At 62.2% G+C, this 24599-nt stretch carries 27 protein-coding genes; 12 read left to right on the forward strand and 15 right to left on the reverse strand.

Features of this window, described 5'->3' with window-relative positions; translation table 11 throughout:
- Nucleotides 1-81 precede the first annotated feature (81 nt).
- Nucleotides 82-876 carry a phytanoyl-CoA dioxygenase family protein gene (locus VE092_RS08505; protein WP_324875715.1) on the reverse strand — a complete coding sequence of 265 codons (795 nt, stop codon included), beginning with the start codon at nucleotides 874-876 and terminating at the stop codon, nucleotides 82-84.
- 136 nt (nucleotides 877-1012) lie between these two features.
- The gene (locus tag VE092_RS08510) at nucleotides 1013-1699 is read right to left on the reverse strand and encodes a GntR family transcriptional regulator (protein WP_324875717.1); all 687 of its coding nucleotides are present in this window, start codon (nucleotides 1697-1699) and stop codon (nucleotides 1013-1015) included.
- Between the two features lie 348 nt (nucleotides 1700-2047).
- On the opposite strand from VE092_RS08510, the gene VE092_RS08515 reads away from it, so the two are divergent.
- Nucleotides 2048-2326: a hypothetical protein gene (locus VE092_RS08515; RefSeq protein ID WP_324875719.1), complete on the forward strand. Its 279-nt coding sequence runs from the start codon at nucleotides 2048-2050 to the stop codon at nucleotides 2324-2326.
- A 78-nt stretch (nucleotides 2327-2404) separates the two neighbouring features.
- Here the strand turns inward: VE092_RS08515 and VE092_RS08520 are convergent, their stop codons facing one another.
- The gene (locus VE092_RS08520; RefSeq protein WP_324875721.1) at nucleotides 2405-3094 is read right to left on the reverse strand and encodes a GntR family transcriptional regulator; all 690 of its coding nucleotides are present in this window, start codon (nucleotides 3092-3094) and stop codon (nucleotides 2405-2407) included.
- Between the two features lie 427 nt (nucleotides 3095-3521).
- Between VE092_RS08520 and VE092_RS08525 the strand changes: the two genes are divergently transcribed.
- Nucleotides 3522-4880: a gluconate:H+ symporter gene (locus tag VE092_RS08525; protein ID WP_324875723.1), complete on the forward strand. Its 1359-nt coding sequence runs from the start codon at nucleotides 3522-3524 to the stop codon at nucleotides 4878-4880.
- A gap of 31 nt (nucleotides 4881-4911) precedes the next feature.
- On the forward strand, nucleotides 4912-6279 hold the full coding sequence (locus VE092_RS08530; RefSeq protein ID WP_324875725.1) for a homoserine dehydrogenase: 1368 nt from the start codon (nucleotides 4912-4914) through the stop codon (nucleotides 6277-6279).
- Nucleotides 6280-6293: 14 nt separating this feature from the next.
- Here VE092_RS08530 and VE092_RS08535 read toward each other — a convergent pair whose 3' ends face one another.
- Nucleotides 6294-6707 carry a response regulator gene (locus VE092_RS08535; protein ID WP_324875727.1) on the reverse strand — a complete coding sequence of 138 codons (414 nt, stop codon included), beginning with the start codon at nucleotides 6705-6707 and terminating at the stop codon, nucleotides 6294-6296.
- Nucleotides 6708-6825: 118 nt separating this feature from the next.
- Entirely contained in the window at nucleotides 6826-7221 is a 396-nt protein-coding gene (locus VE092_RS08540) for a hypothetical protein (RefSeq protein ID WP_324875729.1), read from the reverse strand.
- Between the two features lie 133 nt (nucleotides 7222-7354).
- Between VE092_RS08540 and VE092_RS08545 the strand changes: the two genes are divergently transcribed.
- Complete coding sequence (locus VE092_RS08545) at nucleotides 7355-8914, forward strand: sensor domain-containing diguanylate cyclase (protein WP_324875732.1); 1560 nt, start codon at nucleotides 7355-7357, stop codon at nucleotides 8912-8914.
- Between the two features lie 116 nt (nucleotides 8915-9030).
- Nucleotides 9031-9177, forward strand: coding sequence for a hypothetical protein (locus VE092_RS08550; RefSeq protein ID WP_324875734.1), 147 nt, complete (start codon nucleotides 9031-9033; stop codon nucleotides 9175-9177).
- A gap of 106 nt (nucleotides 9178-9283) precedes the next feature.
- Here the strand turns inward: VE092_RS08550 and VE092_RS08555 are convergent, their stop codons facing one another.
- Together VE092_RS08555 and VE092_RS08560 are read right to left on the reverse strand one after the other, a co-directional pair.
- Entirely contained in the window at nucleotides 9284-9514 is a 231-nt protein-coding gene (locus VE092_RS08555; RefSeq protein WP_324875736.1) for a hypothetical protein, read from the reverse strand.
- Nucleotides 9515-9611: 97 nt separating this feature from the next.
- On the reverse strand, nucleotides 9612-10052 hold the full coding sequence (locus VE092_RS08560; RefSeq protein WP_324875738.1) for a MarR family winged helix-turn-helix transcriptional regulator: 441 nt from the start codon (nucleotides 10050-10052) through the stop codon (nucleotides 9612-9614).
- Nucleotides 10053-10234: 182 nt separating this feature from the next.
- On the opposite strand from VE092_RS08560, the gene VE092_RS08565 reads away from it, so the two are divergent.
- Both VE092_RS08565 and VE092_RS08570 read left to right on the forward strand, forming a co-directional pair.
- Complete coding sequence (locus tag VE092_RS08565; protein WP_324875740.1) at nucleotides 10235-10780, forward strand: VOC family protein; 546 nt, start codon at nucleotides 10235-10237, stop codon at nucleotides 10778-10780.
- Between the two features lie 74 nt (nucleotides 10781-10854).
- Nucleotides 10855-12489: an FAD-dependent oxidoreductase gene (locus VE092_RS08570; RefSeq protein WP_324875742.1), complete on the forward strand. Its 1635-nt coding sequence runs from the start codon at nucleotides 10855-10857 to the stop codon at nucleotides 12487-12489.
- On the opposite strand, the gene VE092_RS08575 is transcribed toward VE092_RS08570, so the two are convergent.
- From VE092_RS08575 to VE092_RS08595, 5 genes are all read right to left on the reverse strand, one after another.
- Nucleotides 12474-13142, reverse strand: a complete 669-nt coding sequence (locus VE092_RS08575) for a GGDEF domain-containing protein (protein WP_324875744.1) — start codon at nucleotides 13140-13142, stop codon at nucleotides 12474-12476. The genes VE092_RS08570 and VE092_RS08575 overlap by 16 nt on opposite strands.
- On the reverse strand, nucleotides 13126-13626 hold the full coding sequence (locus VE092_RS08580) for a response regulator transcription factor (protein ID WP_324875746.1): 501 nt from the start codon (nucleotides 13624-13626) through the stop codon (nucleotides 13126-13128). Before VE092_RS08580 ends, VE092_RS08575 begins: the two co-directional genes overlap by 17 nt.
- Before the next feature lie 554 nt (nucleotides 13627-14180).
- On the reverse strand, nucleotides 14181-14411 hold the full coding sequence (locus VE092_RS08585) for a hypothetical protein (protein WP_324875750.1): 231 nt from the start codon (nucleotides 14409-14411) through the stop codon (nucleotides 14181-14183).
- A gap of 8 nt (nucleotides 14412-14419) precedes the next feature.
- Nucleotides 14420-14821, reverse strand: coding sequence for a response regulator (locus tag VE092_RS08590; protein ID WP_324875752.1), 402 nt, complete (start codon nucleotides 14819-14821; stop codon nucleotides 14420-14422).
- A gap of 181 nt (nucleotides 14822-15002) precedes the next feature.
- Nucleotides 15003-15386, reverse strand: coding sequence for a hypothetical protein (locus VE092_RS08595; RefSeq protein WP_324875754.1), 384 nt, complete (start codon nucleotides 15384-15386; stop codon nucleotides 15003-15005).
- Between the two features lie 227 nt (nucleotides 15387-15613).
- Between VE092_RS08595 and VE092_RS08600 the strand changes: the two genes are divergently transcribed.
- Both VE092_RS08600 and VE092_RS08605 read left to right on the forward strand, forming a co-directional pair.
- Nucleotides 15614-16882, forward strand: a complete 1269-nt coding sequence (locus VE092_RS08600; RefSeq protein ID WP_324875756.1) for an alpha/beta hydrolase — start codon at nucleotides 15614-15616, stop codon at nucleotides 16880-16882.
- 198 nt (nucleotides 16883-17080) lie between these two features.
- Nucleotides 17081-18634, forward strand: a complete 1554-nt coding sequence (locus VE092_RS08605) for a methyl-accepting chemotaxis protein (RefSeq protein ID WP_324875758.1) — start codon at nucleotides 17081-17083, stop codon at nucleotides 18632-18634.
- 238 nt (nucleotides 18635-18872) lie between these two features.
- Here VE092_RS08605 and VE092_RS08610 read toward each other — a convergent pair whose 3' ends face one another.
- Nucleotides 18873-19091, reverse strand: a complete 219-nt coding sequence (locus tag VE092_RS08610) for a hypothetical protein (RefSeq protein WP_324875760.1) — start codon at nucleotides 19089-19091, stop codon at nucleotides 18873-18875.
- Nucleotides 19092-19117: 26 nt separating this feature from the next.
- On the opposite strand from VE092_RS08610, the gene VE092_RS08615 reads away from it, so the two are divergent.
- The 3 genes from VE092_RS08615 (at nucleotide 19118) to VE092_RS08625 (ending at nucleotide 22355) form a co-directional block, all read left to right on the forward strand.
- The gene (locus VE092_RS08615) at nucleotides 19118-19543 is read left to right on the forward strand and encodes a hypothetical protein (protein WP_324875762.1); all 426 of its coding nucleotides are present in this window, start codon (nucleotides 19118-19120) and stop codon (nucleotides 19541-19543) included.
- A gap of 199 nt (nucleotides 19544-19742) precedes the next feature.
- Nucleotides 19743-20540: a transporter substrate-binding domain-containing protein gene (locus VE092_RS08620; protein ID WP_324875764.1), complete on the forward strand. Its 798-nt coding sequence runs from the start codon at nucleotides 19743-19745 to the stop codon at nucleotides 20538-20540.
- 180 nt (nucleotides 20541-20720) lie between these two features.
- Nucleotides 20721-22355: a methyl-accepting chemotaxis protein gene (locus VE092_RS08625; protein WP_324875766.1), complete on the forward strand. Its 1635-nt coding sequence runs from the start codon at nucleotides 20721-20723 to the stop codon at nucleotides 22353-22355.
- Nucleotides 22356-22448: 93 nt separating this feature from the next.
- Here VE092_RS08625 and VE092_RS08630 read toward each other — a convergent pair whose 3' ends face one another.
- A complete protein-coding gene (locus tag VE092_RS08630; protein WP_324875768.1) occupies nucleotides 22449-23246 on the reverse strand; it encodes a transporter substrate-binding domain-containing protein in 798 nt (265 codons plus the stop codon).
- Between the two features lie 283 nt (nucleotides 23247-23529).
- Complete coding sequence (locus tag VE092_RS08635) at nucleotides 23530-24546, reverse strand: porin (protein ID WP_324875770.1); 1017 nt, start codon at nucleotides 24544-24546, stop codon at nucleotides 23530-23532.
- Nucleotides 24547-24599 lie beyond the last annotated feature (53 nt).

Raw genomic sequence — 24599 nt, forward strand, 5'->3', positions numbered from 1 at the left:
AAGACGACGAAACGGCACCCTGCATGCCGCTTCGCCGATATCTCGGGCTCAACGCTGCCAACCCGGTCGAGTCTTCCGGCCTCAGGCCGCCACTTCTCTGGAGAGAAACTCCTCGAAGTCCTGCGGAGATGTCTTTTGGACGGGCGTGAAATCGCGGTGAGCAATGAAGTCGGGACGAGTCGGCTTCACGATCGCATTGGAGAGTGCTGACAGGGTCAGATAGGCAATCCGGCGAGGGTAGGGCGTGATATTTCCGGCAGAGCCGTGCACGATGTTGGCGTGGAACATCAGCACTCCGCCCTTCTTGCCGGTCGGAGTCACGATGCCGTTACGTTCGACCAGATCGGTCACCGTCTGGTTGTCCAGGGTCCAGAGCGGATAGGAGGTGGTCTTGACGTCGTGGGACGACTCAAGTGCTCCCGACTTGTGGCTGCGGGGAACGACCATCAGGGGACCATTGATCGGCATGACGTCATCCAGAAAGACGGCGATGTTCATCGCACGAGGTTCCGGCATTCCGTCGTCCTTGTGCCATGTGGGGAAATCCTGATGCCATTGCCACACGTCGCCCGTGAATGCGGCTTTGGCGTTGATCTTGAACTGATGGAGATAGCAGCGCTCGCCAAACAACTGCTCAACGGGAGTGACCAGACGCTCGTCTGATGCAAGCAGCCTGCAGGCTTCGCTGTATTGCTGGCAGGCGAAGGCCATCCGGGGTGCGCCGTCCTTCTCGCGCCAGACTTCCGCGCGATGTTGGGCGAAGACCTCGCTGGCCGCTGTGCGAAGCGCTTCCACCTGCTCCAAGGGGAAGCACTCCGGCAAAAAGATGTAGCCCAGTTCGTCAAACTCGGCGAGTTGTTGTTTGGTCAGTTGCATGTTGCGTCTCCATTTTTTTAAGAAAAAGCGACCCCATGACCCGGTGCAATCGAGCCAGTCAGTCGTTACTGTGAATACCGAAACTAGGGCCTGCTGCACATTTAATCTGTGCTCGTAGATCAAATGTGAGCAGGCCCTAGTCGGCGGATTCCCTGAACTTCGTAAGTCGTCGGTACATGTCGTTGCTGGCCCTCTGCATGTGACGCGCGGCCAGATCGCTTCCTTCGAGGACGTTGCCCGACAGGAGGTATTCGGTCAGTTCCTCATGCTCTTCCCACGCTCTGCCCGGGGTTTCCGGCTCATCCAATACGATGAGCATGGATCGCATCAGGTGCGCCCAGCGCGTATTCATCATTTGTTCGATGACGTGATTTCCGGAGAGGCGATAGATGGCGCGATGGAATTCCAGATCGGCTCTCACCAGGTTCGCTAACGGCTCGCCTGCCGCATAAGCTCTTTTCCCTTCCATGAGCGCCGCCTTCAGGGCCATGACCTGCTCGGGCATGGCGATCCTGTCGGCCACGCGTTGTGCGGCAAGCCCGGCAACCGTGACTTCCAGCGCCTTTCGGGCCTGGTACATCTGTTTCATGTAATCCGGATCGATAGGGGACACCACCAGCCCTTGCCGTCCCGAATCCTGAACCAGGCCCTCGTGTTTCAGGAGTTGTAGCGCGTGACTTATCGGCTGTCGGGACACGCTCAATTCCGCGGCCAACTCGGCTTGCCGAATTCGTTGCCCGGGCTTCAGTGTGCCGAGGGCGATGGAGGTCAGCAACTGCTCGAATACCTGATCAATGAACGGGGAGGTGTCTTCGATAACCATGATTTTTTGAATTCCGTATTCCGAACTCGAATCATAGGTATCGGTTATTTGGCTGTCAACGACAGATTTTGTAAAAGATGGCGGAATACGGGGGTTAAAGAGGAGTTTTCGTTGAATTAATTGGCGTGACTTCGGTGCAAAAAGTTCACCTGACTTCTTTTTGTTGTTGTTATATTAATATCCTGATTCGAATTTCGCTTGTATTTATTTCTCTTTAGGCAATAAAAATGTAAAAATGGAATTCCGTATTGAGCGAATCGCGCCATCCGCAGGACACCCGTCTTCGGATAGCGCGTTCCAAAGCGGATGGTTGAAATGGCTTGATTTCTTACGAGGAGGAGATTGAGGATGGAAAACGAAGAACAGACGCGGGCTGTGGAGCGCTGCGTCGCCTCTGTCATGCAGCTGGCGATTGATACCGACATGACGTTGATCCAGCGGCTGATTGAACATGCCCTGCGGGCAGGCACTGGATGTGCGGGCGCGGAAGGCCGAATGAGGGTGATGCTCGGAGAGTCACTCCGGGCTAAAGCGAACTTGCTGGCGGTGGATGAACCGGCGATCGCAGAAATGCTGATGCGGGCACATCAGGCAACACAAACCTTGCCGGCACACCTTGATCGCTAAGGGCAAGTGCCGTCCCCCATCGCTGATCCCAATGGGGTGTCCATTGCCACCCTTGTCCCGCTGCTCCTGACGCGGTTCTCAGGGCGCAACCACCAGCTGTTCCCAGGTGCGATGCACGTGGCGGCGCAGATAGCTGCCGAGTTTTTCCGCATCACGCCCGCTCAGCAGTTCGATGATCACCTCATGCTCGTCGACGGCGGTATGCCAGATGTCCGAGGTCACGCTGCCCTGGTAGCGGTAGCGATACAGCTGCCGGTTGAGCTGGCCGTGCACATCGCTGAGCGTCTGATTGCGGGCCGCCGTGACGATGCCACGGTGGATGCGCTGGTTCAGCTGGAAGTAGGCCATCCGGTCGCGTCGCTCGTAGGCCGCCAGCATTTCGTGATGCAGGGCGCGTATCTCGCCGATCTCCGCATCGGTAGCCAGCTTGCAGGCACGGATCGCAGCGAACTCCTCGATCACGCCCAGCACGTCCAGCTTTTCCTCGATCTGTTCCGGCGTCAGCTCGGCCACGACCGCGCCGCGGTTGGGTAGCAGTCGCACCAGCCCGTCGCTGGCCAGGATCTTGAGCGCATCCCGCAGAGGCGTGCGCGACACCTGCAACTGCTCGGCCAGTGTGCGCTCGCGCAGGGGCGTACCTGGGCGGAGTTCGTCGGTGACGATCAGGGTGCGCAGACGCTCGGCCAGCTGTTCGGAGAGCAGCTCCTGCGCGCCTTCTTGCGCCGGTTCTTCGTTTGGGGCCGGTTCCAGTCGTGCTTCCTGCGTCATTTCTTTCCTTGCATGTGTGTGTTTCCGCGCGATGCCCGAGGGCGAGGCGTAACTTCTTTTTGATTTTGGTATTCCATTTTATATAAGAATATAACTTTATAAATCAATGACTTAAATTTAATTATCAAAAATAAGTCGTTATTTTATGATTTTGGTATACCATTTGATGGCCGGTTCACCTCCGGTCACCGCACTTTTCACTGAAAAAACATACTCCAAGCGGGAGACAGACAATGCCTATCAACGATGCCGCCACGCTGCGGCCAAGCCATCACCGCATCTTTTCGTCAGGATCTGCCCGCACCAGCGGCGGCCGCACCCTTCATGCCGGTCCGTTTCCGTCCTGCGCCGACCACAGCTGAGGCCGGCGCCATGCGCGCACAAGCGCAACGCAACGATTCCTGAACCCACGAAAAGAAGGCCACCCATGCATCCCGATGTGTATCAACTGGTCAGCCCGGTGCTGGCGATTTTATTACTGATTCTGCTCATTACGCGCCTGCGGTTTCATCCTTTTCTGGCACTGATCCTGGCGGCCGGCTTCCTCGGCATCGTCAGCGGCGTGTCGCCGGTGGACACCGTCAAGAGTTTCCAGAAGGGATTCGGCGGCATCCTGAGTTCGGTCGGCCTGGTGGTCGGCCTGGGCAGCATGCTGGGCGGCCTGCTGCTGGAGTCCGGCGGCGCCGACAAGATCGCCAACGCCTTCGTCGGCATGGCCTCCAGACGCTGGATTCCCACCACCATCTGCGCCGCTGCACTGCTGATCGGTCTGCCGCACCTGTTCGACGTCAGTTTTGTCATGCTGGTGCCGCTGGCCTTCGTCATCGCCCGTCGCACCAATAACTACATTCTTCGCATCGGGGTACCGCTGGCGGCCGGCCTGTATGTCTCGCACGGCCTGCTGCCCCCGCACCCGTCGCCCACGCTGGCCATGGCCGCCTATCACGCCGATGCCGGCAAGACCATCTTCTACGGTTTCCTGATCGCGGTGCCGATGGCGATCATCTCCGGCCCCTTGTTCACTTCCTTCATCATGCGCTGGTTCCCGGCCTCGGGCGGCTTTGGCGAGGATGCCGCGCCGGCTGCCCATCCGGTGACCGGGCCGGATGGCCGTCGTCTGCCGTCGCTGCCGCTGGTGCTGGTCGCCGTGCTGCTGCCGCCAGGCCTGATGATGTTGCGTACCTTCGGTCGCGACCTGTTTGACAAGCACAGCCCACTTCACACCTGGCTGGAATTCGTCGGTGACCCGATTGTGTCGCTGCTCATCGCCGTGCTGTTCGCCATCTACGCGCTGGGCATCCGTAGCGGGTTCTCGCTGACCCAGATCCAGAAACTGCTGGGCAAGAGCCTGGGCCCGGCGGCCGGCGTGATCCTCATCCTCGGTGCCGGGGGCGGCCTCAAGGAAATGCTGGTGGCCACCCACGTCAGCGACCTGATCGCGCACTGGGCGGTGACCTGGCAGATCAACCCGCTGATTCTCGGCTGGGCCATCGCCGCCCTGATCCGCGTGGCGATCGGTTCAGCCACCGTGGCCACCGTCACCGCCGCCGGCATCGTGGCGCCCCTGGCTGCAGCCGATCCCAACGTCAGCCTTGAACTGCTGGTGTTGGCCACCAGCTCCGGCGGCCTGATGCTGTCGCACCTGAATGACTCCGGCTTCTGGCTGTTCAAGGAGTACTTCAAGCTGAGCGTCTCGGAAACGCTCAAGAGCTGGACCCTGCTGGTATCGCTGCAATCGCTGATCGGCCTGGCCGGCGTGCTGATTCTCAATGCCTTGATCCATTGACCTACCGTTCAATCGCAACAGAAGGAAAGACATGAACTACGAAACCCTCTTCCAGGAACTGCAGGGCCGTACCATCAGCATCGCGCTGACAGGGGCCAAGGGCGGCTTCGGCCGTTCGTTGCTGGTGCAGTGCCGCCACATCAAGAGCATCCGCGTCGCCGCCTTGTGCGATCTCGACCTCGACGGCACCCGTGACATGCTGCTGGGCCTGGGCTATGCGGCCGACTCGCTGGCCGTCTGCACCGATGCCGCGCAGGTGCGCACCGCCAACGCCGCCGCCAAGACCGCGCTGATCAGCGACTATCGCCTGCTCGACGACGCCACGCTGGACATCGTGGTGGAAGCCACCGGCAACCCCGATATCAGCGCCCAGATCGCCATCAATGCCATCAAGCGCGGTGTGCACGTTGCCATGGTCAGCAAGGAGACCGACGCCGTGGTCGGGCCCTACCTGAACCGCCTGGCCTGCGAGCGCAAGGTGGTCTATACCACTGCCGACGGCGACCAGCCCAGCAACCTGATCGGCCTGGTGACCTGGGCTCGCGTACTGGGCTTCGAGGTGGTGGCCGCTGGCAAATCCAGCGAATACGACTACGTGTTCGATCCGGTCTCCGGCCAGCTGGAGTACATGGAGGCGCCGCATGCCATTCCTGGCTTGAATGCGCTGCTGACCCTGGGCGAGGACGTCGCCGGCCGCCTGCAACAGCGACGCGATGCCATCAGCGCCTTGCCGCAGAGCGCCACGCCCGACTATTGCGAGATGAATGTGGTGTCCAACTCGACCGGCCTGACGCCGGCCTGCGATGCCCTGAGCTATCCGCTGTGCCGCATTGCCGAACTGGCTGACGTCTTCATTCCGCGCGCGGATGGCGGCATTCTTGATCGCGAGGGCGTGGTCGATGTCTTCAACTGCCTGCGCTTGCCGGACGAAGCCAGCTTTGGAGGTGGCGTCTTCGTGGTGGTACGCTGCACCGATGCCGAAGTCTGGGAAATCCTGCGCCAGAAAGGTCACGTGGTCGGCCGCAATGGCAAGTACGCGGCGATCTACCTGCCGTATCACCTGATGGGCCTGGAAACACCGATCAGTCTGTTCTCCGCCGTGCTGCAGGGGCGTGCCTCCGGCAGCCCGACGCAACAGGTGCATGCCGTGATGGCGGCCCAGGCGCAACGCGCCTTCAAGGCCGGTGAAGTGCTGAAGATGGGCGGTCACCACCATAACATCGAAGGCATGAAGCCCTTGCTGCTGCCGGCGGCACAGGCGCATCGCGTGCATGCGCCGTTCTACCTGGCCGCCAACCGCAGGTTGAAGGTGGACCTGGCTGCGGGCGATATCGTCAGTCTGGATATGCTGGAGTTTGGCCAGAGCACGTTGTATTCGGCATGGCAGGCGCTGGACTGAGCGCGCCAGCCGGTCTATGCCGCCGGCGTTCGGACATCCAGATTTCCGCTCGCCTCAAGTTGCACCTCCCGCACCGCCTGGAGGATTTCCTCCAGCGGGCTGGGCTTCCACAGGAACGCTGAAAACAACTTCAGCGTAGCCCGGGAGTCCGTCAGCGGCGTGGCGCTCAGCAGGACGATGGGAATGTGCCGATAACGGGCATCCGCCCTGAGCGCTGTGGCGAACGTCAGCCCATCCATGACCGGCATGCGCAGGTCCGTCAGGATGACGTCCACGGGCTGATCCTGCATGAGCGCCATCGCCTCCGCACCTTGCCCGGCCTGGAGCACGTGGTAGCCCTCTGCCTCGAACACATCGACGAGCAGCGACCTGACATAGACATTGTCTTCGATCACCAGGAGAGTGCCGGCTTCCGACTTCGGATTCATGTAAAGCCCACCAAGGAAATGGAACAAGACATCGCTGCGGGGACGAGGGCATGGCTCGACCCGGCGGCGATGGCCAGGGAAAGGGGAACGTCCACACGCTTGATGCACATGACGCGCTTCAATGGAAAGTCGTCATTCTCTGCGTGGTGAAGCCGGCACGTCCCGCCAGCTCGTCGTGCTCCTCGATGAAGAGCAGGAATTCCATGTGATTCCTGGCATTCACCCAGGTATCCAGCGCCCGCCGATTCGGTATCGCCGACGCACTGATGTGCTCGCCGATCAGGCGGCCTACGAAGTGACGGATGTCAGCGCATTCCGCTCCCGCCGCATGCATCGCCACCAGGCAATTGCGCGTGGCCGCGCGCACCAGGTCGCCGACGATGAGGTTGGCGCCGGCCATTTCCGCCAGCCTGCTCATGATCAACATGTAGCGTCTGGCGATGTCCTCAGCATGACTATTGAGCATCTTTTCTCCCATGGGCGTCGTTATACGCCCCTGGGAAATTCGTGCCATCAGGAGAATCCTGAGCGTGCGCGCAACTTCCCCGTGGCGTGGCCATGTTGCAGCTCAGGTAATTTCTGATAGGTGAACCTGGATGGACGATCAATAATGGATCCACTGGACGTCACCGTGGAGGGGAGCATCAATGGACGTTTGTGCTATCAAGGTGGCGTCGAAAGCAGCCAAGCGCTTCGTCATCGTGGTCTGTCTGATCATCGTCGGGCTGGAAGGCTGGTCCAGCTGGCACGAACGCAGGACAGTGGTGGAGGAATCGTTCCGCTCTACTGCCAACATGGTGGTAGCCCTCTCGCAGCACGCCGACCAGGCACTGGACGAGGTCGACATCGTGCTCAAGGCGGTGCAGGAGCAGGCGACGAGCAGCGGCAAGACCGCTGGCGAGCGCACGCGGCTGCACAACTTCCTGGTGCGCAACGTCAGCGACGTACCCCAGCTGGCGGGGCTGTTCATCTATGACGAGAAGGGCGCCTGGATCGCATCGTCGCAACAGGTACTCGAAACCAGGTTCAACAACAGCGACCGCGACTACTTCATGCACCACCGCGAGCAGCGGCTCAATACCGCTTTCATCGGCAAGCCCGTGCGCAGCAAATCAACCGGCCATTGGGTGCTGACCATGAGCAGGCGTATCGACAAGCCCGATGGAAGCTTCGGCGGTGTGGTGCTGGCGACGCTGGATATCAACTTCTTCGAGCGCTTTTATCATCAATTCGATATCGGACAGAAAGGCGCCATCCTCTTCGGCAGCAATGACGGCACGGTCCTGTACCGGCGCCCGCTGCTTGCCGATTCGATGGGCAAGGTACTGATCGATTCTCCCCTGTTCCAGCAGCACATCAGGCAGGCCGATGCCGGTGCGGTGGAAATACGTTCGACCCAGGATGGGGTGCTGCGGGTCAACAGTTTCAAGCATCTGACCCATTACCCGCTCTTCGTGATCGTGGCGATGTCGAAGGAGGAAGTGCTGCAGAGCTGGACCCGTCACGCCATCGAGAAGGCCGTCGGGATCGGCTTCCTGCTGCTGGCCGTGTGTTACGGTGGCAGCAAGATGGTGACCCAGGTGGCCCTGCGCGAGCGCGCGCAGGCCGAGGCCGTGACGGCCCGGCAGCATCTGGAAAAGATGTTCCAGCTCCTGCAGGTGCAGTCGCGCCGGGATGGACTGACCGGCGCCATCAATCGACGCTATTTCGACGAGTTGCTGGCGCTGGAAGTGGCACGCTTCAGCCGTTCCGGCGGCACGGTTTCCCTGCTCATGATCGACGTCGATCACTTCAAGAAATACAACGACCGCTATGGCCACGTCGCCGGCGACCTTTGCCTGCAGAAGGTGGCGGCCGCAATCTCCGAAGCGGCCAGGCGCGAAGTCGACGTGGTCGCGCGATACGGTGGCGAGGAATTCGCCGTCCTGCTGCCGGCCTGCGGACGGGCAGGCGCAACCGTTGTGGCAGAGCGCATCTGCGCCGCTGTCAGCGCGCTGGCGATTGTGCACACCGCCAGTGAGGACGGGGTGGTCGGCGTGAGCGTCGGTATCAGCTCGATCGAGTCGGACAAGGGCTTTACATTCCAGCCGCGGGAAATCGTGGAAGCCGCGGACAAGGCGCTTTACGTGGCCAAGGAAGAGGGGCGGGGCAGGGCCGTCTACCGGGAATTCACCTACCGGCCGCCGACGCTGGTCTGGTCGGCGTAGGCGCGGCCCATCCGGTGTGTTTCAGCTGTAACCTTGCTGTTTCCGGCTGCAATCAGGGCGTCACCGGCGTGGCCCAGGATGACTACCTATCGAAACCCCAGTCATCGGAGAACACCATGCGCTACTACCTCTTCTATTTCGTTGCCGTCGTCAGCCTGATGGCCACCACCGTGGCCGAGGCCGCCACCGCCGGCCAATATCACAGCCCGGATGAATGGTGGTTCTTCCAGGTCATGGGCGCCATCGGTGGTTTCTCGTTCTGATCTGCCAGGGCTTGGAAGTCATCCGGTACTGAGCGATGTCAACTGGCCCGCGCTCCGATTCAACGGCAACAGCGCGCGCCCTGCGTGAGCCATCGATCATCCCTCCTCAGGGCAGCGGTGGTTCAGGCGGCTTCGATGCTGTCTGTGCTTGTGCTCCTTCTTCCACCAGCACCCCGCCGCGTCCGATGCGCTGGATACCGGCGGGCGCGTGCAGCGGTGGCTGTCCGCCCAGCGTACCCTCATGGCCGGGCTCTTCCTTCTCCACATGCGTGGTGGTGGCTGCCTCGCCGGGACGTTGCGTGGGATGTTGCTTGCGGTCAATTTGCTCGGGGCTCATGGTAGGTTCCTCCAAAAAAATCACCATAGCGCCCGTGGGGCGAAGCCGGCATCAGTCAGGGGCGTAATCTGGCGTCAGCCAAGTGCCGACAGAGGCGTCAAGCGTCCGTCAGGTCCTGCAGGGCGCGCTCCCTTACCTTGTCCAGGGCGCGCATCAGGGCGTCGCGCTCGGCAGTGCTCAAGGCTTCCAGCAGGAAGGCTTCGCGCGCTTCCACCATGGGGACGATCTTGCGATACAGCCGGCGCGCCTGCGCAGTGGGCTTGACGATGCGCGCGCGCGCGTCTTCCGGGCTGGGTTCGCGCCGGATCAGGCCGGCCGTCTCCATCCGGCCCAATGCACGGCTGACCTGCATCTTGTCCAGCGAGGTATGCGGTACCAGGTCGCTGCCCTGCATCTCGCCCTGTTCGGCCAGCGCCGCCAGGATGCGCCATTCGTCGCGGCTCAGGCCGAAGCGATCGGCATACACCGATGCCACCGAGCGGCTGACCGCTTCTGCCAGCTGGGCCAGCTGGTAGGGGAAGAAAGCTTGCAGTTTCATGTCGCCATGGTAACAGACGTTACCAAGATCGCAGGACGATGACGGGTTTGATGCAGATCAAGCCGGGCGTCGAAGAGCAGCCATCTTCCCTCCGGGCGCGTTGACCGCCGACGGTTTCCCTCCATATAGTAACAAATGTTACTAAATAAGCTTCGCCCCGCCACCCCTCCCAGGAGATATCCATGAAGATCGATCGCATCCATCACGTCGCCTACCGCTGCAAGGACGCCAAACAGACTGTGCAGTGGTATGGCAAGTACCTGAACATGAATTTCATCCTGGCCATCGCCGAAGACCAGGTGCCCTCGACCAAGGCCCCCGATCCCTACATGCACGTGTTCCTGGATGCGGGCCAGGGCAATGTCCTGGCCTTCTTCGAGATTCCTCATGCGCCGCCCATGGGGCGTGACGAGAATACGCCGGACTGGGTGCAGCACATCGCCTTCAAGGTCGAGGACGAGGCCACGCTGCGGGAAGTGATGCAGCGCCTGCAGGACGATGGCATCGAAGTGGTCGGCGTGACCGACCATGCCATCTTCAAGTCCATCTATTTCTTCGACCCCAATGGCCACCGGGTGGAACTGGCTGCCGACTGCGCCACGCCCGAGCAGATGCGGCAGCTGGACCAGGTGAAGTGGGACATGCTGGAAGAGTGGTCCCGCACCCGCCGCGCGCCCCGGCATGCCGCATGGATGCATGCGCAGGAATTCACCGCCGCCGGCCGCTGAACCGCTCACCCAACGCCGTTCACCCCTGCAGTTCATTGATAACGACAAAACGATATCCCTCTCAGGAGACACGCATGCAGAGCACCTACACCTATCCGCGCTTCACCTACCGGCAATCCGATGAACAACGGGAGGGCAGGCCGCGCCTGCACCCGGTGGTCATCATCGGGGCCGGCCCGATCGGTCTGACCGCTGCGCTGGAATGCGCCGCGCGTGGCCTGGCGGTGGTGGTGCTGGATGACAACGATACCGTCAGCATCGGCTCGCGCGCAGTGTGCTATGCCAAGCGTCCGCTGGAGATCTGGGACCGCCTCGGTGTGGCCCGGCGCATGGTGGACAAGGGGGTGAGCTGGCAGGTGGGCAAGGTGTTCTTCGAGGACCGCCCGGTCTATCGCTTCGATCTCCTGCCCGAAGCGGGCCACAAGATGCCGGCCATGATCAATCTGCAGCAGTATTATCTGGAGCAGTACATGGTCGAGGCCTGCGCTGCCCAGCCGCTGATCGACCTGCGCTGGAAACACAAGGTGCTCAACCTGCAGCAGGACGAAGATCAGGTCACGCTGTCGGTGGAAACCCCGGACGGCTTCTTCCACATGCGGTCGCAATGGGTCATCGCCTGCGATGGGGCCAACAGCGATATCCGTACGATGCTGGGAGCGGAGTTCACCGGACAGTTCTTCCTGGACCGGTTCCTCATCGCCGACGTCATCATGAAGGCCGACTTCCCCGCCGAGCGCTGGTTCTGGTTCGATCCGCCTTTCCATCGCGGCCAGAGCGTGCTGCTGCACAAGCAGTGCGACAACGTGTGGCGCATCGATTTCCAGCTCGGCTGGGATGCCGATCCGGAACAGGAAAAGAAACCCGAGAACGTGATGGCCCGCATTCGCGCCATGCTCGGCAAGGACGTCGAGTTCGAGCTGGAATGGGTCTCGGTCTACCAGTTCGCCTGTCGTCGCATCGACAACATGCGCTACCAGCGCGTGCTGTTCGCCGGCGACGCCGCGCACCAGGTCTCGCCTTTCGGCGCGCGCGGGGCCAATACCGGGGTGCAGGATATCGATAATCTGGTCTGGAAGCTCAAGCTGGTCATCGACGGTCATGCGCCGGTCAGCTTCATCGACAGCTACCACGAGGAGCGCGTCCGGGCCGCCGACGACAACCTGCGCCAGTCCACCCGTTCGACCGATTTCATCACGCCCAAGAGCGCGGCCAGCAAGTTGTTGCGCGACGCCGTGCTGTCCCTGGCGGAAACCGAGGAATTCGCGCGTACGCTGGTCAACAGCGGTCGCCTGTCCACTCCTACGCCGTATCGCGATTCATCGCTGAACACCCCGGACAGCGCCTTCTTCGACAGCCCCATGGTCCCCGGCACCCACTGCGCCGACGCGCCCATCCTGCGCGGTGGCAGTCCCGGCTGGCTGCTGGAAGAACTGGGGCAGGGCTTTACGGTGCTGGTGTTCGGCGACCAGGCGCCGACCATGGCGCTGGACATTCCCGGAGTCGCTCTCAGGATCAGGACCATCGGCGCACCCGGTTGCGGCGCCGACCTGATCGATGTCGATGGCCTGGCGGCCATTCGCTACGGCGCCGCTCCCGGCACCACCTACCTGATCCGCCCCGACCAGCACGTGGCGGCGCGCTGGCCTTATGCCGATGGTGTGGCCATCGCCGGGGCCATCGCCCGCTGCATCGGTCACTGCGTGGTGTAGTGCTGCAGCGGACGGCGCTGGCGCTTGAGGTGATACATGCCCTGGTCGGCGCGCGCCAGCAGCGCGTCGATGTCGTCGCCATCGTCGGGAAAGCGGGCATGGCCCAGGCTGGCGCTGATGCGCAGCGTATCGGCGCCGATCTGGAAGGGCGCCGCCAGGGCCTGGTTCAGCTTGTCGCGGATGATACCGATGTCGCCGCAGGCAACGATCTCGGTGAGCACCACGAATTCATCGCCGCCGATACGGGCGATCGTATCGGCGTGGCGCAGGCTTTCCGAGAGCCGGCCGCCGATCTGCATCAACAGCAGATCCCCGACGGCATGACCATGACGATCATTGACTGCCTTGAAGCCATCGAGGTCCAGGAACAGCAGGGCGAAGGCGCCTTGTTCGCGTTGCGCGCGGGCGATGGCCGACGTGATCCGGTCTTCCAGCAGGTTGCGGTTGGGCAGGCCGGTGAGACCGTCATAGAGGGCCTGGCGGCGCAGGCTTTCGTTGACCGCCTGTGCCTGCCCCAGTTGCTCGCTCAGCTGGCAGCAGCGTCGGTGCGCGCCGTACAGCAGGCCGGCGACGATGGCGAGGGCAGCCATGACGCCGCCGCCCAGGGTCAGTTGCCCGATGCGGGCCAGTTCGCTGTCATCCATCCCAAACATAAAACGCCGCGCCCTCTTTCATTCCTACGCACATGAATCCCCGGCCGTAGATATTCCTGATCTCGAACCGGGCATGGACGAGTTGTCCCAGCTTCTTCCGGATGCGATAGATGATGGTATCGATGCGGTGAGGATCGAAAATCTCCGCCGTGATATTGAGTGCATGCAGCAACTGCTCGGAACTGACCGGGAAGTGCGGGCTCAGGAACAGCGTGGTCAGGACCGCGCACTCCTTGTCGCTCAGCGCCAGTCGCTCGTTGTGCGGGCTGACCAGCGTCCCGTGGCGGCGATACAGGCTCCACGCCTCGGGTGGCCCGTTCAGCGGCGCGTGCCGGATGTGCAGGCGGCGCAGGAAGGAACGGATCGTCGCCAGCAGCACGGAATCCTTGACCGGCTTGTGCAGGAAATAGTCGGCACCATCATGCAGCGCGTGTTCGTGGTTCGCTTCGCTGGCATTGTCGGCGACGATGACGATGCCCAGCATCGGAAATTTCTGACGAAGATCGGCGACCAGCGGACGGAAACCTCCGGTGAGCCGGTGCGTCTCGAGAATCAGGATGGCCGGTTTTTTTTTTGAACCTCGCTCTCCAGCTCGGACGGTGCTGCCACGGACCTGACCGGCAGACCACTCTCTCCCAGGACCTTCAGCACGCTCCCTGATCCCGCGTCTGGATGCTCTACGATTAACACTGCCACGTCGACTCACATCCCCAAAATGAAACAGCCCTGATCTGTTATTGCGCTCTCAACGGATGAGTCTGATTATTGGTTACGTTATACCCCCTTTTGTAAGCGGGGAGATTCACAGAAAATCTCGACAACATTTCCAATTGGCAATAAGATGGCGCGCCATGATGAGCCTCTTCGCGGTGGCAGGCAAGCGGAAAGCGGCAGAAGCAGGCGGGGTTGGGGCCAGGAAGGGCAGGGTGCGGAACAGGGGTGGGCAGTGCGGATGCGCGAGCGCCGGCACATCGCGCGCCGTCGCCTGGCAGGCGGGAGCGGTGCCATGGCCCGGCAGTAGCGGGCCATGGTGTCCGGTCAGTAGATGTCCAGTCCGAAATACTGGGCGACGTCGCCCTCGGTCCAGTCCTTGATGACATCGCGTTCCAGCAGGACGCGATATTCGGAGCGGACTGCGCCGGCGCCCAGCTGGATCATGCGGCTTTCCAGTGTATAGACGGTCTGGTGGATGCGGGTGGTCATTGAGGCCTGCTTGACGACCGCACCGACCTCCGGTTCCTGTTGGTCGTCGTTGGCTGGGATGTCCATGGGATGTCCTATTTCATCTGCGCGCGCCGGGCCAGGATCTTTTCGATCTTTTCCTTGAGCGTGGCGGCATTGAAGGGTTTGACGATATAGCCGTCGGCGCCTTCCTGGGCCGCCATGACGATGTTTTCCTTCTTGGCCTCGGCCGTGATCATCAGCACCGGCAGATGTGCCAGCGCCGGTGTGGCCCGGATCTTCTTGAGCAGGGTCAGGCCATCCATGACCGGCATGTTCCAGTCGGTGAGGACGAAGGTGATATTGGAGGCGCCGGATTCCAGGATCTTGAGTGCCGTCGAGCCGTCATCGGCTTCCACGATCTTGGTGTATTCCAGTTCCTTGAGCAGGCCGCTGACGATGCGGCGCATCGTGGAGAAATCGTCGACGACGAGAAAATGTTGGTCTGTATCTGCCATGTGACTTGTACCTTGAACGGTGATGACGATGGCCTGTCGTCAGCAAGATGCATGCCGATCTTGCCCATCACGACAGGAGCGTCGCCAGCCGGTGTCCGCGCCGGCACCACGCAAGCGTAGTCGCCGGCGCACCCCCGGAGGATGCGCCGCACGGGAGGCGACGCGGATCAGCGGACGTGCTTCAGTTGCTCAGCGCCCACTTGCCCTGGGCGTTCTTGCAATAGCGCAACTTCAGCGGTTCGGTGCCACGCTTGCTGGTAACCACCAGGTCCACGTTGGCGCAGGGCGGGGTGCTCTGCTCGAAGCTCGGGGTGATGCTGGCCGAGGTCGAGGGCTTGGGACCGTCGGTCCACTTGGAGGTCTTGCCGCTCACACCGGCATCCAGCGAGGCCGAGATGGCAGCGTAGAGGGAATTGATCTGCTCCTTCTTCAGGTCGGCCACGGCCGTATTGGAGAAGAAGTCCAGGTTGGCCTGGGCATGCGCCTGGCATGCCAGTACAGCGGTGCAGAGTACGCCCGCACGGGCAGCCAGTTGGACGAAGCGGAGGAGGGGGTGGTGGTTCATGGAGTGCTCTTTTCTCGATGTCTGAAAGGCAGGAATGTTGCCCGGTCAAGGGGGAGGACAACGAAGCGCTTTTATACCAGATATCCTGACCGGTCCAAACCGGCGCTTGCGAGGGAAAGGCCCCGCTTTTCCTGCTTTGTCGACCTCGTCGCATCGGCATAATGCGCAAACTGTCACTGCGCGCGCAAGCCTGCGCCGCCGATGGCAGACGCATAGGGAGGGGATCGATGAAATCCGTGCTGGCGCAAACCTTGTTCATGATCGGCCTGTACGCCGGCACTACGCCCCTGCTGCAGGCGCAGACCGCAACGCCCGGGGCGACCGCGACCGCCCCTGCCGTCACCACCGCTGGCGCCGCCGCGTCCACGTCGCGGTCGGTCGCTTCCGGTGTGCGCTACGAAATGATCGGCCGCTGGGATGTGGACAAGCTCAATACCATCCTGAAAAAGGATACGCCGGCCTTCTCGGGCGTCCAGGTCTCCTATACGCCGGCGCGCAATGCAGTGATCCTGTATCGGGTCACCTATCCCTCGGTCATCCCGGAGCGCGGCAACCAGCCCATCCTGGCCTCCGGCCTGCTGGCCATTCCAGACACGCCGGCGCGCGCCTATCCCATGGTCTCGTATCAGCACGGCACGGTCTACGAGCGCAAGCAGGTCCCTTCCTTCCCCGAGCAATCGCCCGAGACGCAATTGATGATCGCCCAGTTTGCCGGACAGGGTTATGTCCTGATCGGCGCCGATTATTTCGGCATGGGTATTTCCACCGAGCCGGAAGGCTATATGGTCAAGGGCAGTCACCAGCAAGCCACCTATGACATGCTGATGGCGGCGCGCAGTGTACTGGCCGGCATGGGCGTGCACGATGACAAGCTGTTCCTGTCGGGCTGGTCGCAAGGCGGTTTCGTCACCATGGCCTTCCTGGAAAAACTGGAGGCCGCCGGCGTCAAGGTCGATGGCGCGACGACCGCCAGCGCGCCACTGGATGTGTTCGCGCTGCTGGAGGGCTTCCTCACCTATCCGCGTCCCAACGACGCAGCCTGGCTCAACAGCATCGTCATCCTGTCGGCCTTCGCCTTTGAAAACTATTATGGCGTGCCCGGTCTGGCGCGTTCGGTGCTGGCCGACAAGAGCTACGAGGTCGCCCGCAAGGCCTACGAACGAGAGCCATTCCAGGTCAGCGAGATCCCCACCGATCTGCATCAGTTGATGCGTCCCGAATATTTCGATCCACAGTATTTCGCCCGTTCCGCCTACGGTCGCCTGATCGCCACTACCCAGGCCTATCGCTGGGTGATCCGCTCCGACGTGCGCAACTACTATGGCGAATCCGACGAAGCCATCACCCCCGGTGTGGGCCGCATGGCGATGACCTATGCCCAGGCCATGGGCGCCGGCAATCCGCATGTGCAGGCCATCTCCACCGGCCCCACCACGCACCGCGGTACCTTCGCCACGGCGGTGCCGGCCTGGAAGCAGTGGTTCGACGGCAAGTAATCATCCCATGCGCCGGCTGCAGCCGGCGCCCTTGTCCGCCGGCACGCAAAGTCATCCGCACCCCTGCCGTTGTCCATGGGCCGATCAGGCCCGTCTCTACCCCTCTGTTCGCGCCTGGTGACGACGCACGTCCCGCGTATCATGACATGCGCTGCGCCAGTCGCCGCGAGACCCGTTTCAATCCACACGAAGACTCACATGAATCCTCTCCGTCGTCTCCGCCTGGGCACGCGCCTGGGTGCCGGCTTTGCCGCTCTGCTGGCCTTGCTGGTGATCATCACCGTCATCGGCATCACCCGCATGTCCTCGCTCGATACCACCGCCAGCGACTTGAGCAGTCGCATCTATCCCAAGGTCAATGCCGCACAGAAGATGCAATTCCTGATGATGAATATCGCCCGTTCGGCGCGCAACATCATCATCCTGGAAGACGACGCGCAGATGGCCAGCAACAAGCAGGGCATCGACAAGGATCTGGTCGAATTCCAGAAGACGCTGGAATTCCTGCGCGCCAACATCGTCAGCGAAGATGGCAAACGCCTGATCAACGCGGTCGACGAGGCCAGCAAGAATTACTTTGTCTTCACCGCCGAGGTGGTGGCGCTGGGTCTGAAGAACCAGAACGAGGAAGGACAGCGCCTGCTGTTCGGGCCGCGCTACAAGACCCAGGGCGATCTGCTGGAAGCGCTGCGTCAGCTGGTGGCACGCTACGAGGAACAGATGCGCGACGCCACTGCCGCGGCCCACGCCACCTATGTCAGCTCGGCCACCATCCTGGGCGTATCGGCGATCGTGGCCATCCTCATCGGTCTGATCGCCGCGCTGGTGATCAGCCGTTCCATTACCGTGCCGATGGCCGATGCCCTGGACGCCGCGCGCAAGGTTGCCAATGGCGACCTGACCAAGCATATCGATGACCACGCCGCCGACGAAACCGGCGAGCTGCTCGGTGCGCTGCGCGAGATGAACCGTTCACTGGTCGATATCGTCTCCAGCGTACGTGGCGGCGCCGATACCATCGCTACCGCCTCGCAGGAAATCGCAGCCGGCAACCAGGATCTGTCGGCGCGTACCGAGCACCAGGCCAGTTCGCTGGAAGAGACCGCATCGTCCATGGAAGAGCTGACCTCCACCGTCCAGCAGAACAGTGCCAATGCCCGCCAGGCCGCCGAGATGGCGCAGGCTGCTTCGCACATTGCTGGCCAGGGTGGTCAGATCGTCGGTGAAGTGGTGGCGACCATGGATGACATCGATGCCTCCGCGCGCAAGATCGTCGACATCATCGGCGTGATCGACGGCATCGCCTTCCAGACCAATATCCTGGCGCTCAATGCGGCAGTGGAGGCGGCCCGTGCCGGCGAGCAGGGACGCGGCTTCGCGGTGGTGGCCACCGAGGTACGCAGTCTGGCCCAGCGTTCGGCGGCGGCCGCCAAGGAAATCAAGGTACTCATCGGCGACTCGGTGGAAAAGGTGGACTCGGGCGCGCATCTGGTCAAGAAGGCCGGCCAGACCATGCAGGAAATCGTGCAGAGCGTGGCCCAGGTCAATACCATCATCGGACAGATCAGTGCCGCCGGCGAAGAGCAGCGCGCCGGCATCGAACAGGTGCACCAGGCCGTGTCGCAGATGGATGAGGTCACGCAGCAGAACGCGGCACTGGTCGAGCAGGCCGCCGCCGCCTCGCGGGCCATGCAGGGCCAGGCGGCCGAGCTGGCCGAACAGGTCAGCATCTTCCGCCTGCCGCCGCGCTGACGCGCGGCGCCGCGCCGCTATCGCTGATGATGGCGCAGGGGCGGATGAAGGCGGCTGCCAGCAGGCAGCCGCTTTTTTTTGTCCCGCTGCCACACCAGGCCCTGCGCGGTGGCGGGCAGGCGAGTACAGGCGATTGAGGTAAAGAAAGGTAAAGACGGCTAGAGGAGGGGGATGCGGGCGGGACAGGTTGTCGCGACCGGAGCCGGCCGCGACCAGACGGGATCGGTTCAGATCCGCCTCAGTCCTCGCCTCTGGCAGCGATATCGATGGCACGTACGATAGCCACGGCTTTTTCGATCACTTCGGCCTGGCTGCTCACGCGCATGCTCTTCTTGAGGTGGTGGATCTCGTCGCGGGTCTTGCGGCTGACCGGGACATTGAGAAAGCCGTCCGGCTCGGTCACGAAGCGCGGTGGCGTCGCAACGACGGGTTCAGTGGTCTTGGAACGTCTGGGCATGGGTCTCTCCCTTTTGATGGATCTGAATGACGGCGGCGGAGTGCCTGCGGCAATATAACTTCGATCTGAAAAATATTAGAACTTATTTTTTTGATTTTACGATTTTTCTGGCTTGTCTCCTATTCCGTGGGAAAGTCTGGCTGATCTTTGGCCTGCTCGCAACAACGATGCAGTGCGTCATCCATTCTTCAGGCAGCGCTTCAGGCAGCATAGGTGCAATCGCTCCCGATGCCGTGCGCCGATGGTGGAAACTCTTAGTTTTCCACCTCGTGGACAGTTTCTCCTTTCCACCTTCGTCACGCTGCATGTCCCTCTGTGGTGCAGTCCGGTCATGCGTCCGGATGGCACTGCGGGCGCATTCAAAAACTAACAAAACTCATTCCGGCTTGCCGGGACACACCGGTGTTGCCATCGGCGTTGGCAAGCGCCATCATCGTGATGCGAACACGTGATGCTGGCATGGTAATTGCACATTGGCCAGGGCGTCCAGTGCGCTGCCCGATGGGGCAGGCCGGCATCGCAGGAGCAAGGGGGACTGGCCGGTTTCCTAAGAAACCATGCACGGTGCCCGTCATTGCGGGCCGGACTCATCCTTGATCTCCCGGCCGCCCATCATCGATCATCATTTCCAACGACAACAAGGGAACCACCATGAAGTTCGTCAAGACCGCAATCGCAGCATCCCTGGGCCTGATGGCCGTACTGGCAGGTCCGGCAAGTGCCGACAACCTGGCCGACATCCAGAAGGCCGGGGTGGTGAAGATCGGTGTGCCACAGGATTTCGCGCCCTACGGTTCGGTCAACTCGGACCTGCAGCTGCAGGGCCTGGACATCGAGGTCGCCAAGCTGGTGGCCAAGGGCATGGGCGTCAAGGCCGAGCTGGTGCCGGTCCCCATTTCCAGCCGCATGGCCTTCCTGCAGACGCACAAGATCGACCTCATCATTTCCACGCTGGGCAAGAATGCCGAACGTGAAAAGGTGATCGACTTTTCGCAGGGCTATGCACCGTACAACAACAGTGTCTTCGGCGTGGCCGCCATCAAGGTCGCCGGCCCGGCCGACCTGGCCAACCAGACCGTGGGCGTGGCCCGCTCCACCTTCGAAGACCTGATGCTCACCGACAGCGTCCCCAAGAGCACCATCATCAAGCGCTACGAAGACAACAACGGACTGATCTCGGCCTACGTTTCGGGCCAGGTGCAGATCGTCGGTACCGGTGACTTCGTGGCCTATGCGCTGGCTGAGAAAACCCCCAACAACAAGCCGCTGCTGAAGTACATCATCAATGTCTCGACCTGCTACGTTGGCATGAACAAGGGCGAACCGGCGCTCATGGCCAAGGTCAACGACGCCCTGACGGCGGCCAAGAAGAGCGGTGAACTCAACGGCATCGTCAAGAAGTGGCTCAATGTGCCGCTGCCGGAAAAGATCGCTACCACCTACCAGTAAGCAGTGGTCGGCCCGGTAGCGGGTCGGCGCTATTGCTCTTCGGGCGCCGCGTCCTGCGGCGCCATCTTCGCGCTCCTTTGCCCAGGCCCGGCGCCGCCAGGTACGTTTCTTGCTGAAAAAAATGACAGGCGGCAACCCGGGGTGGGCGCCGCAGGCAAGCAACATTTCTGGGGAATCATCATGAAGGTCTTTGGGAACCTGCGTATCGGCAGCAGGCTGGCTGGCGGTTTCGCGCTGGTATTGGCGTTATCCATCCTGATCATGGGTATCGGCGTATGGCGCCTGCAGGTAGTGAGCAACGTCACGCAGGACATGGTCAGCCAGTCGGTGCGCAAGGAGCGCCTGATCTCGGGCTGGTATGGCAACCTGCGGGCGGCCATCCTGCGCACCATCGCCATGTCGCGCAGTACCGACCTCACGCTCAATAACTATTTCCTCAATGAGGAACTGGCCTCGGTCAAGGAAAGCGCCGATCTGCAGAAGGAACTGGTGCCGATGTTCGATACGCCCGGCGAAAAGGCGCTCTATGCCGAGATCGAGGCGCTGCAGAAAGACTACAAGGCGATCACCCTGAAGATGATGGACCTCAAGTCCACCGGTGAGCAGGATGCCGCCAACAGCGTGCTGATCCAGGAATTCATGCCGCTGTCCAAGAAATACCAGGCCGCCATGCGCAAGCTGCAGCAGGCCGAGCAGGCCGAGATCGACAGCGCCGCCAGCAACATCATGACCCTGGCCGAGCGCAGCCGCATCCTGCTGATCGGTCTGGAGGCCGCGGCTCTGCTGTTCGGCGTGCTGTGTGCCTGGCTGCTCACGCGCAGCATCGTGCGCCCGCTCAAGCAGGCGGTGAGTCTGTCGCAGCGGGTGGCCGCAGGCGATCTGACGGCACACATCGACGTCGCCTCGCGCGATGAAGTCGGCCAGTTGCTGGCCTCGCTGCAGGACATGAACAGCCGCCTGCGCGATCTGGTGGCGCGGGTACGGCACGGCACCGATGCGATTGTCACCGCCTCCGGAGAAATCGCCGAGGGCAACCAGGACCTGTCGTCCCGCACCGAGCAGCAAGCCGGTGCGCTGGAAGAGACCGCCTCGGCCATGGAAGAACTGATTTCCACCGTCCGCACCAATGCCGACAATGCCCGCCAGGCCAGCCAGCTGGCGGCATCCGCTGCCGGTATCGCCGGCGAGGGCGGCGAAGTGGTGGGGCGGGTGGTCGATACCATGGACGCGATCAATGGCGCCTCGCGCAAGATCGTCGACATCATCAGCGTGATCGACGGCATCGCCTTCCAGACCAATATCCTGGCCCTGAATGCGGCCGTGGAAGCGGCCCGTGCCGGCGAGCAGGGGCGCGGCTTCGCGGTGGTGGCGTCGGAGGTGCGCTCGCTGGCGCAACGGTCGGCGGCTGCGGCCAAGGAAATCAAGACGCTCATCGACGACTCGGTGGACAAGGTCAGCGCCGGCAGTACGCTGGTGGAACAGGCCGGGGCCACCATGTCGCGCGTGGTGCAGAGCGTGGAGCAGGTCAATGCCATCGTCAACGAGATCAGCGTCGCCAGCAGCGAGCAGAGCGACGGCATCCAGCAGGTCAATGACGCCATCGCGCAGCTGGATGACATGACCCAGCAGAATGCCGCGCTGGTCGAGCAGGCGGCGGCCGCGGCCGCCTCCATGCGCCGGCAGGCGGGCGATTTGACCGAGCTGGTCAGCGTATTCCGGGTCGAGGGTCAGGCGGTCCTGGGGGAGGATGGAGAAGCCAGCGGTGGCCGTCGTCTCGCGCTGTTCTCACGGCGCCGGCCGCTGCTGACGGCATGAGGGCGCCGCCACCGGAGACATCCAGCCTCGGCAAGAGGCGATAGGGAAAGACCGACGGGACGCCCGTGGTGGCGGTCCCGTCCTGGTCGAGGATTACTGGAAGGTGCTGGCCATCTTGGCCGGCAGCGGTACATTGAGCCACTTCTGCACGATGCCGTTGAGTTCGCCGCTCTTCTTGGCCGCTGTCAGGACGTCGTTGACCTTGGCCAGCAGCGCCGCTTCGCCCTTGTTCAGACCCACGCTGCAGCTGGATTCGTTGATGATGTACTTGAGCACGGGCTTGTTGTCCGGGGCCTTCTCGGCCAGTGCATAGGCGACGAAGTCACCGGTGCCCACCAGCTGCACCTGTCCCGAGACATAGGCCGAGATCATGGCATTGTTGTCTTCGTAGCGCTTGATGGTGGCGCTCTTGGGTGCGGTGTCGGTCAGTTGCAGATCCTGGAAGGTACCGCGCGCCACCCCCACGGTCTTGCCGGCCAGATCGGCCGGGCCGCTCACCTTCACCGCAGCCACGCCGAAGACGCTGTTGTTGTAGGGCGCATAGGCCTGCGAGAAATCGATCACCTTTTCACGCTCGGCGTTCTTGCCCAGGGTGGAGATGACCAGGTCGGCCTTGTGGGTCTGCAGATAGGCGATGCGGTTGGCGCTGGCCACCGGTACCAGTTGTACCTTCACTCCCATTTTCTGCCCGATCAGCTTGGCCACGTCGATGTCCAGGCCCTGCAATTGCAGGTCGGCGTTGACCGAGCCGAAGGGAGCGAAATCCTGCGGCACGGCGATGCGTACGGTGCCCGACTTCTGGATATCGGCCAGCGCATCGGCGTGGGCGGTGTTGACGGCCAAAGACAGCAGGGCCAGGGAAACGGCCAGTGCCGGTTTTGCAAACTTCATGGAAACCCCTTGAAAAAAGATACGTCAGGAGCTTTCCTGTTTGCAATGAGCGTGCCAGAAGCCATCCGGGCGCAGCAGGCCGGTGCGCGGCTGGCCGTGGGCGGCACGGCAATCCTTCCCGGGTGTTGATGGGGCAGGTGCAAGTCAAAAAGGGACTAACTTGGGGCGCGGTTTCACCAAGTTCGGGCTTGTCTCATTGCCTGATAAGCGCTGGCGCGTGGACGCTGGCAGTGCAGCAGGCAGCGTGGGCGACTGCCTGCAGGGTACTCGGGGAGGGCACACATCAGAACTTGTGCGCGATGCCCAGGTCGGTGGCCCAGACGTTGTAGGCGCTGGTGAGCGTGTTACCGCGCGCGATGTCGGAGTACAGATAGGTGCGCTTGCTCAGGTTGTACATGCCGCCCACGCCCAGCTTCTTGGACGAGAAGGTGGCGGCGGCATTGGAGCGCGCCACCGCCGCGCCGGCACGCAGCACGAAGGCCGAGATCGGGACGTTCACCCCCAGACCGTAGCCATTGATCTTCAGAGGCCCGACCGGATTGTTGGTGGCCCAGGAACCCATGATCTTGGTGCCGTTGATGTCGTAGGCACCGGCGACCTGGATGTTCTTGGTCTTGCGGTTGTTCTGCTCGTAGCCGGCCATCAGCGAGATGGGACCATTGTCGTAGGTCAGCGAGGTGCTGATCGGCACCGCCGACCCGGTGCGCGGTTGCACCGAGACGCGCGCGACCACCCCGGCCATGTTGGGCGAGTCGTAGAACACCGCGCTGCTCCAGCGTCCCTCGCCACCGGGAACGGCGCTCTGCTTGGCGCTCAGGTTGGCTGGCTTGGTCAGGTCTTCCTCGGCCACATAGTAGGCGGTCAGCTGATCCTGCGTATTGGCGACCGTGGCCACGCCGAACGGTTCGTAGCGCCCGTTCGGATCCTGGACCGCGGTCAGGCCACGGCCCATGCGGATCCAGCCATAGTCATTGCTGCGCAGGCCGACCCGCGATTCCCCTTGCCAGAACGGACGTACGCCGCCTTCCACCCCGCCGTTGGCCGGTTCGAAGCGGTGCTGCAGGGCGAAGGTGGCGGCATTGCCGTTACCCAGGTCTTCGATGCCGGAAAAGATGAGGCGGTTGTTGTTGCCGCGGTCAACCTTGAACAGGCTGCCGTTGGGCGTCGAATTGTAGATGACGCCGGCGTCGAGCAAGCCGGAAATCGTGACACCCGATGTCGGGATGGTCGCTTGCTGTGCCATCGCCGCGGCGCTGCTCAAGCCCGTGGCCAGCAGTACGCAAATACTTTTCTTGTTCATTACCTTCCTCCTGATTGATGAATATGCGGCCCGGCTGGGCCGACGCTTGGATG

It is taken from the genome of Herbaspirillum sp., from assembly GCF_035644555.1.
Classification (GTDB): domain Bacteria; phylum Pseudomonadota; class Gammaproteobacteria; order Burkholderiales; family Burkholderiaceae_D; genus Herbaspirillum.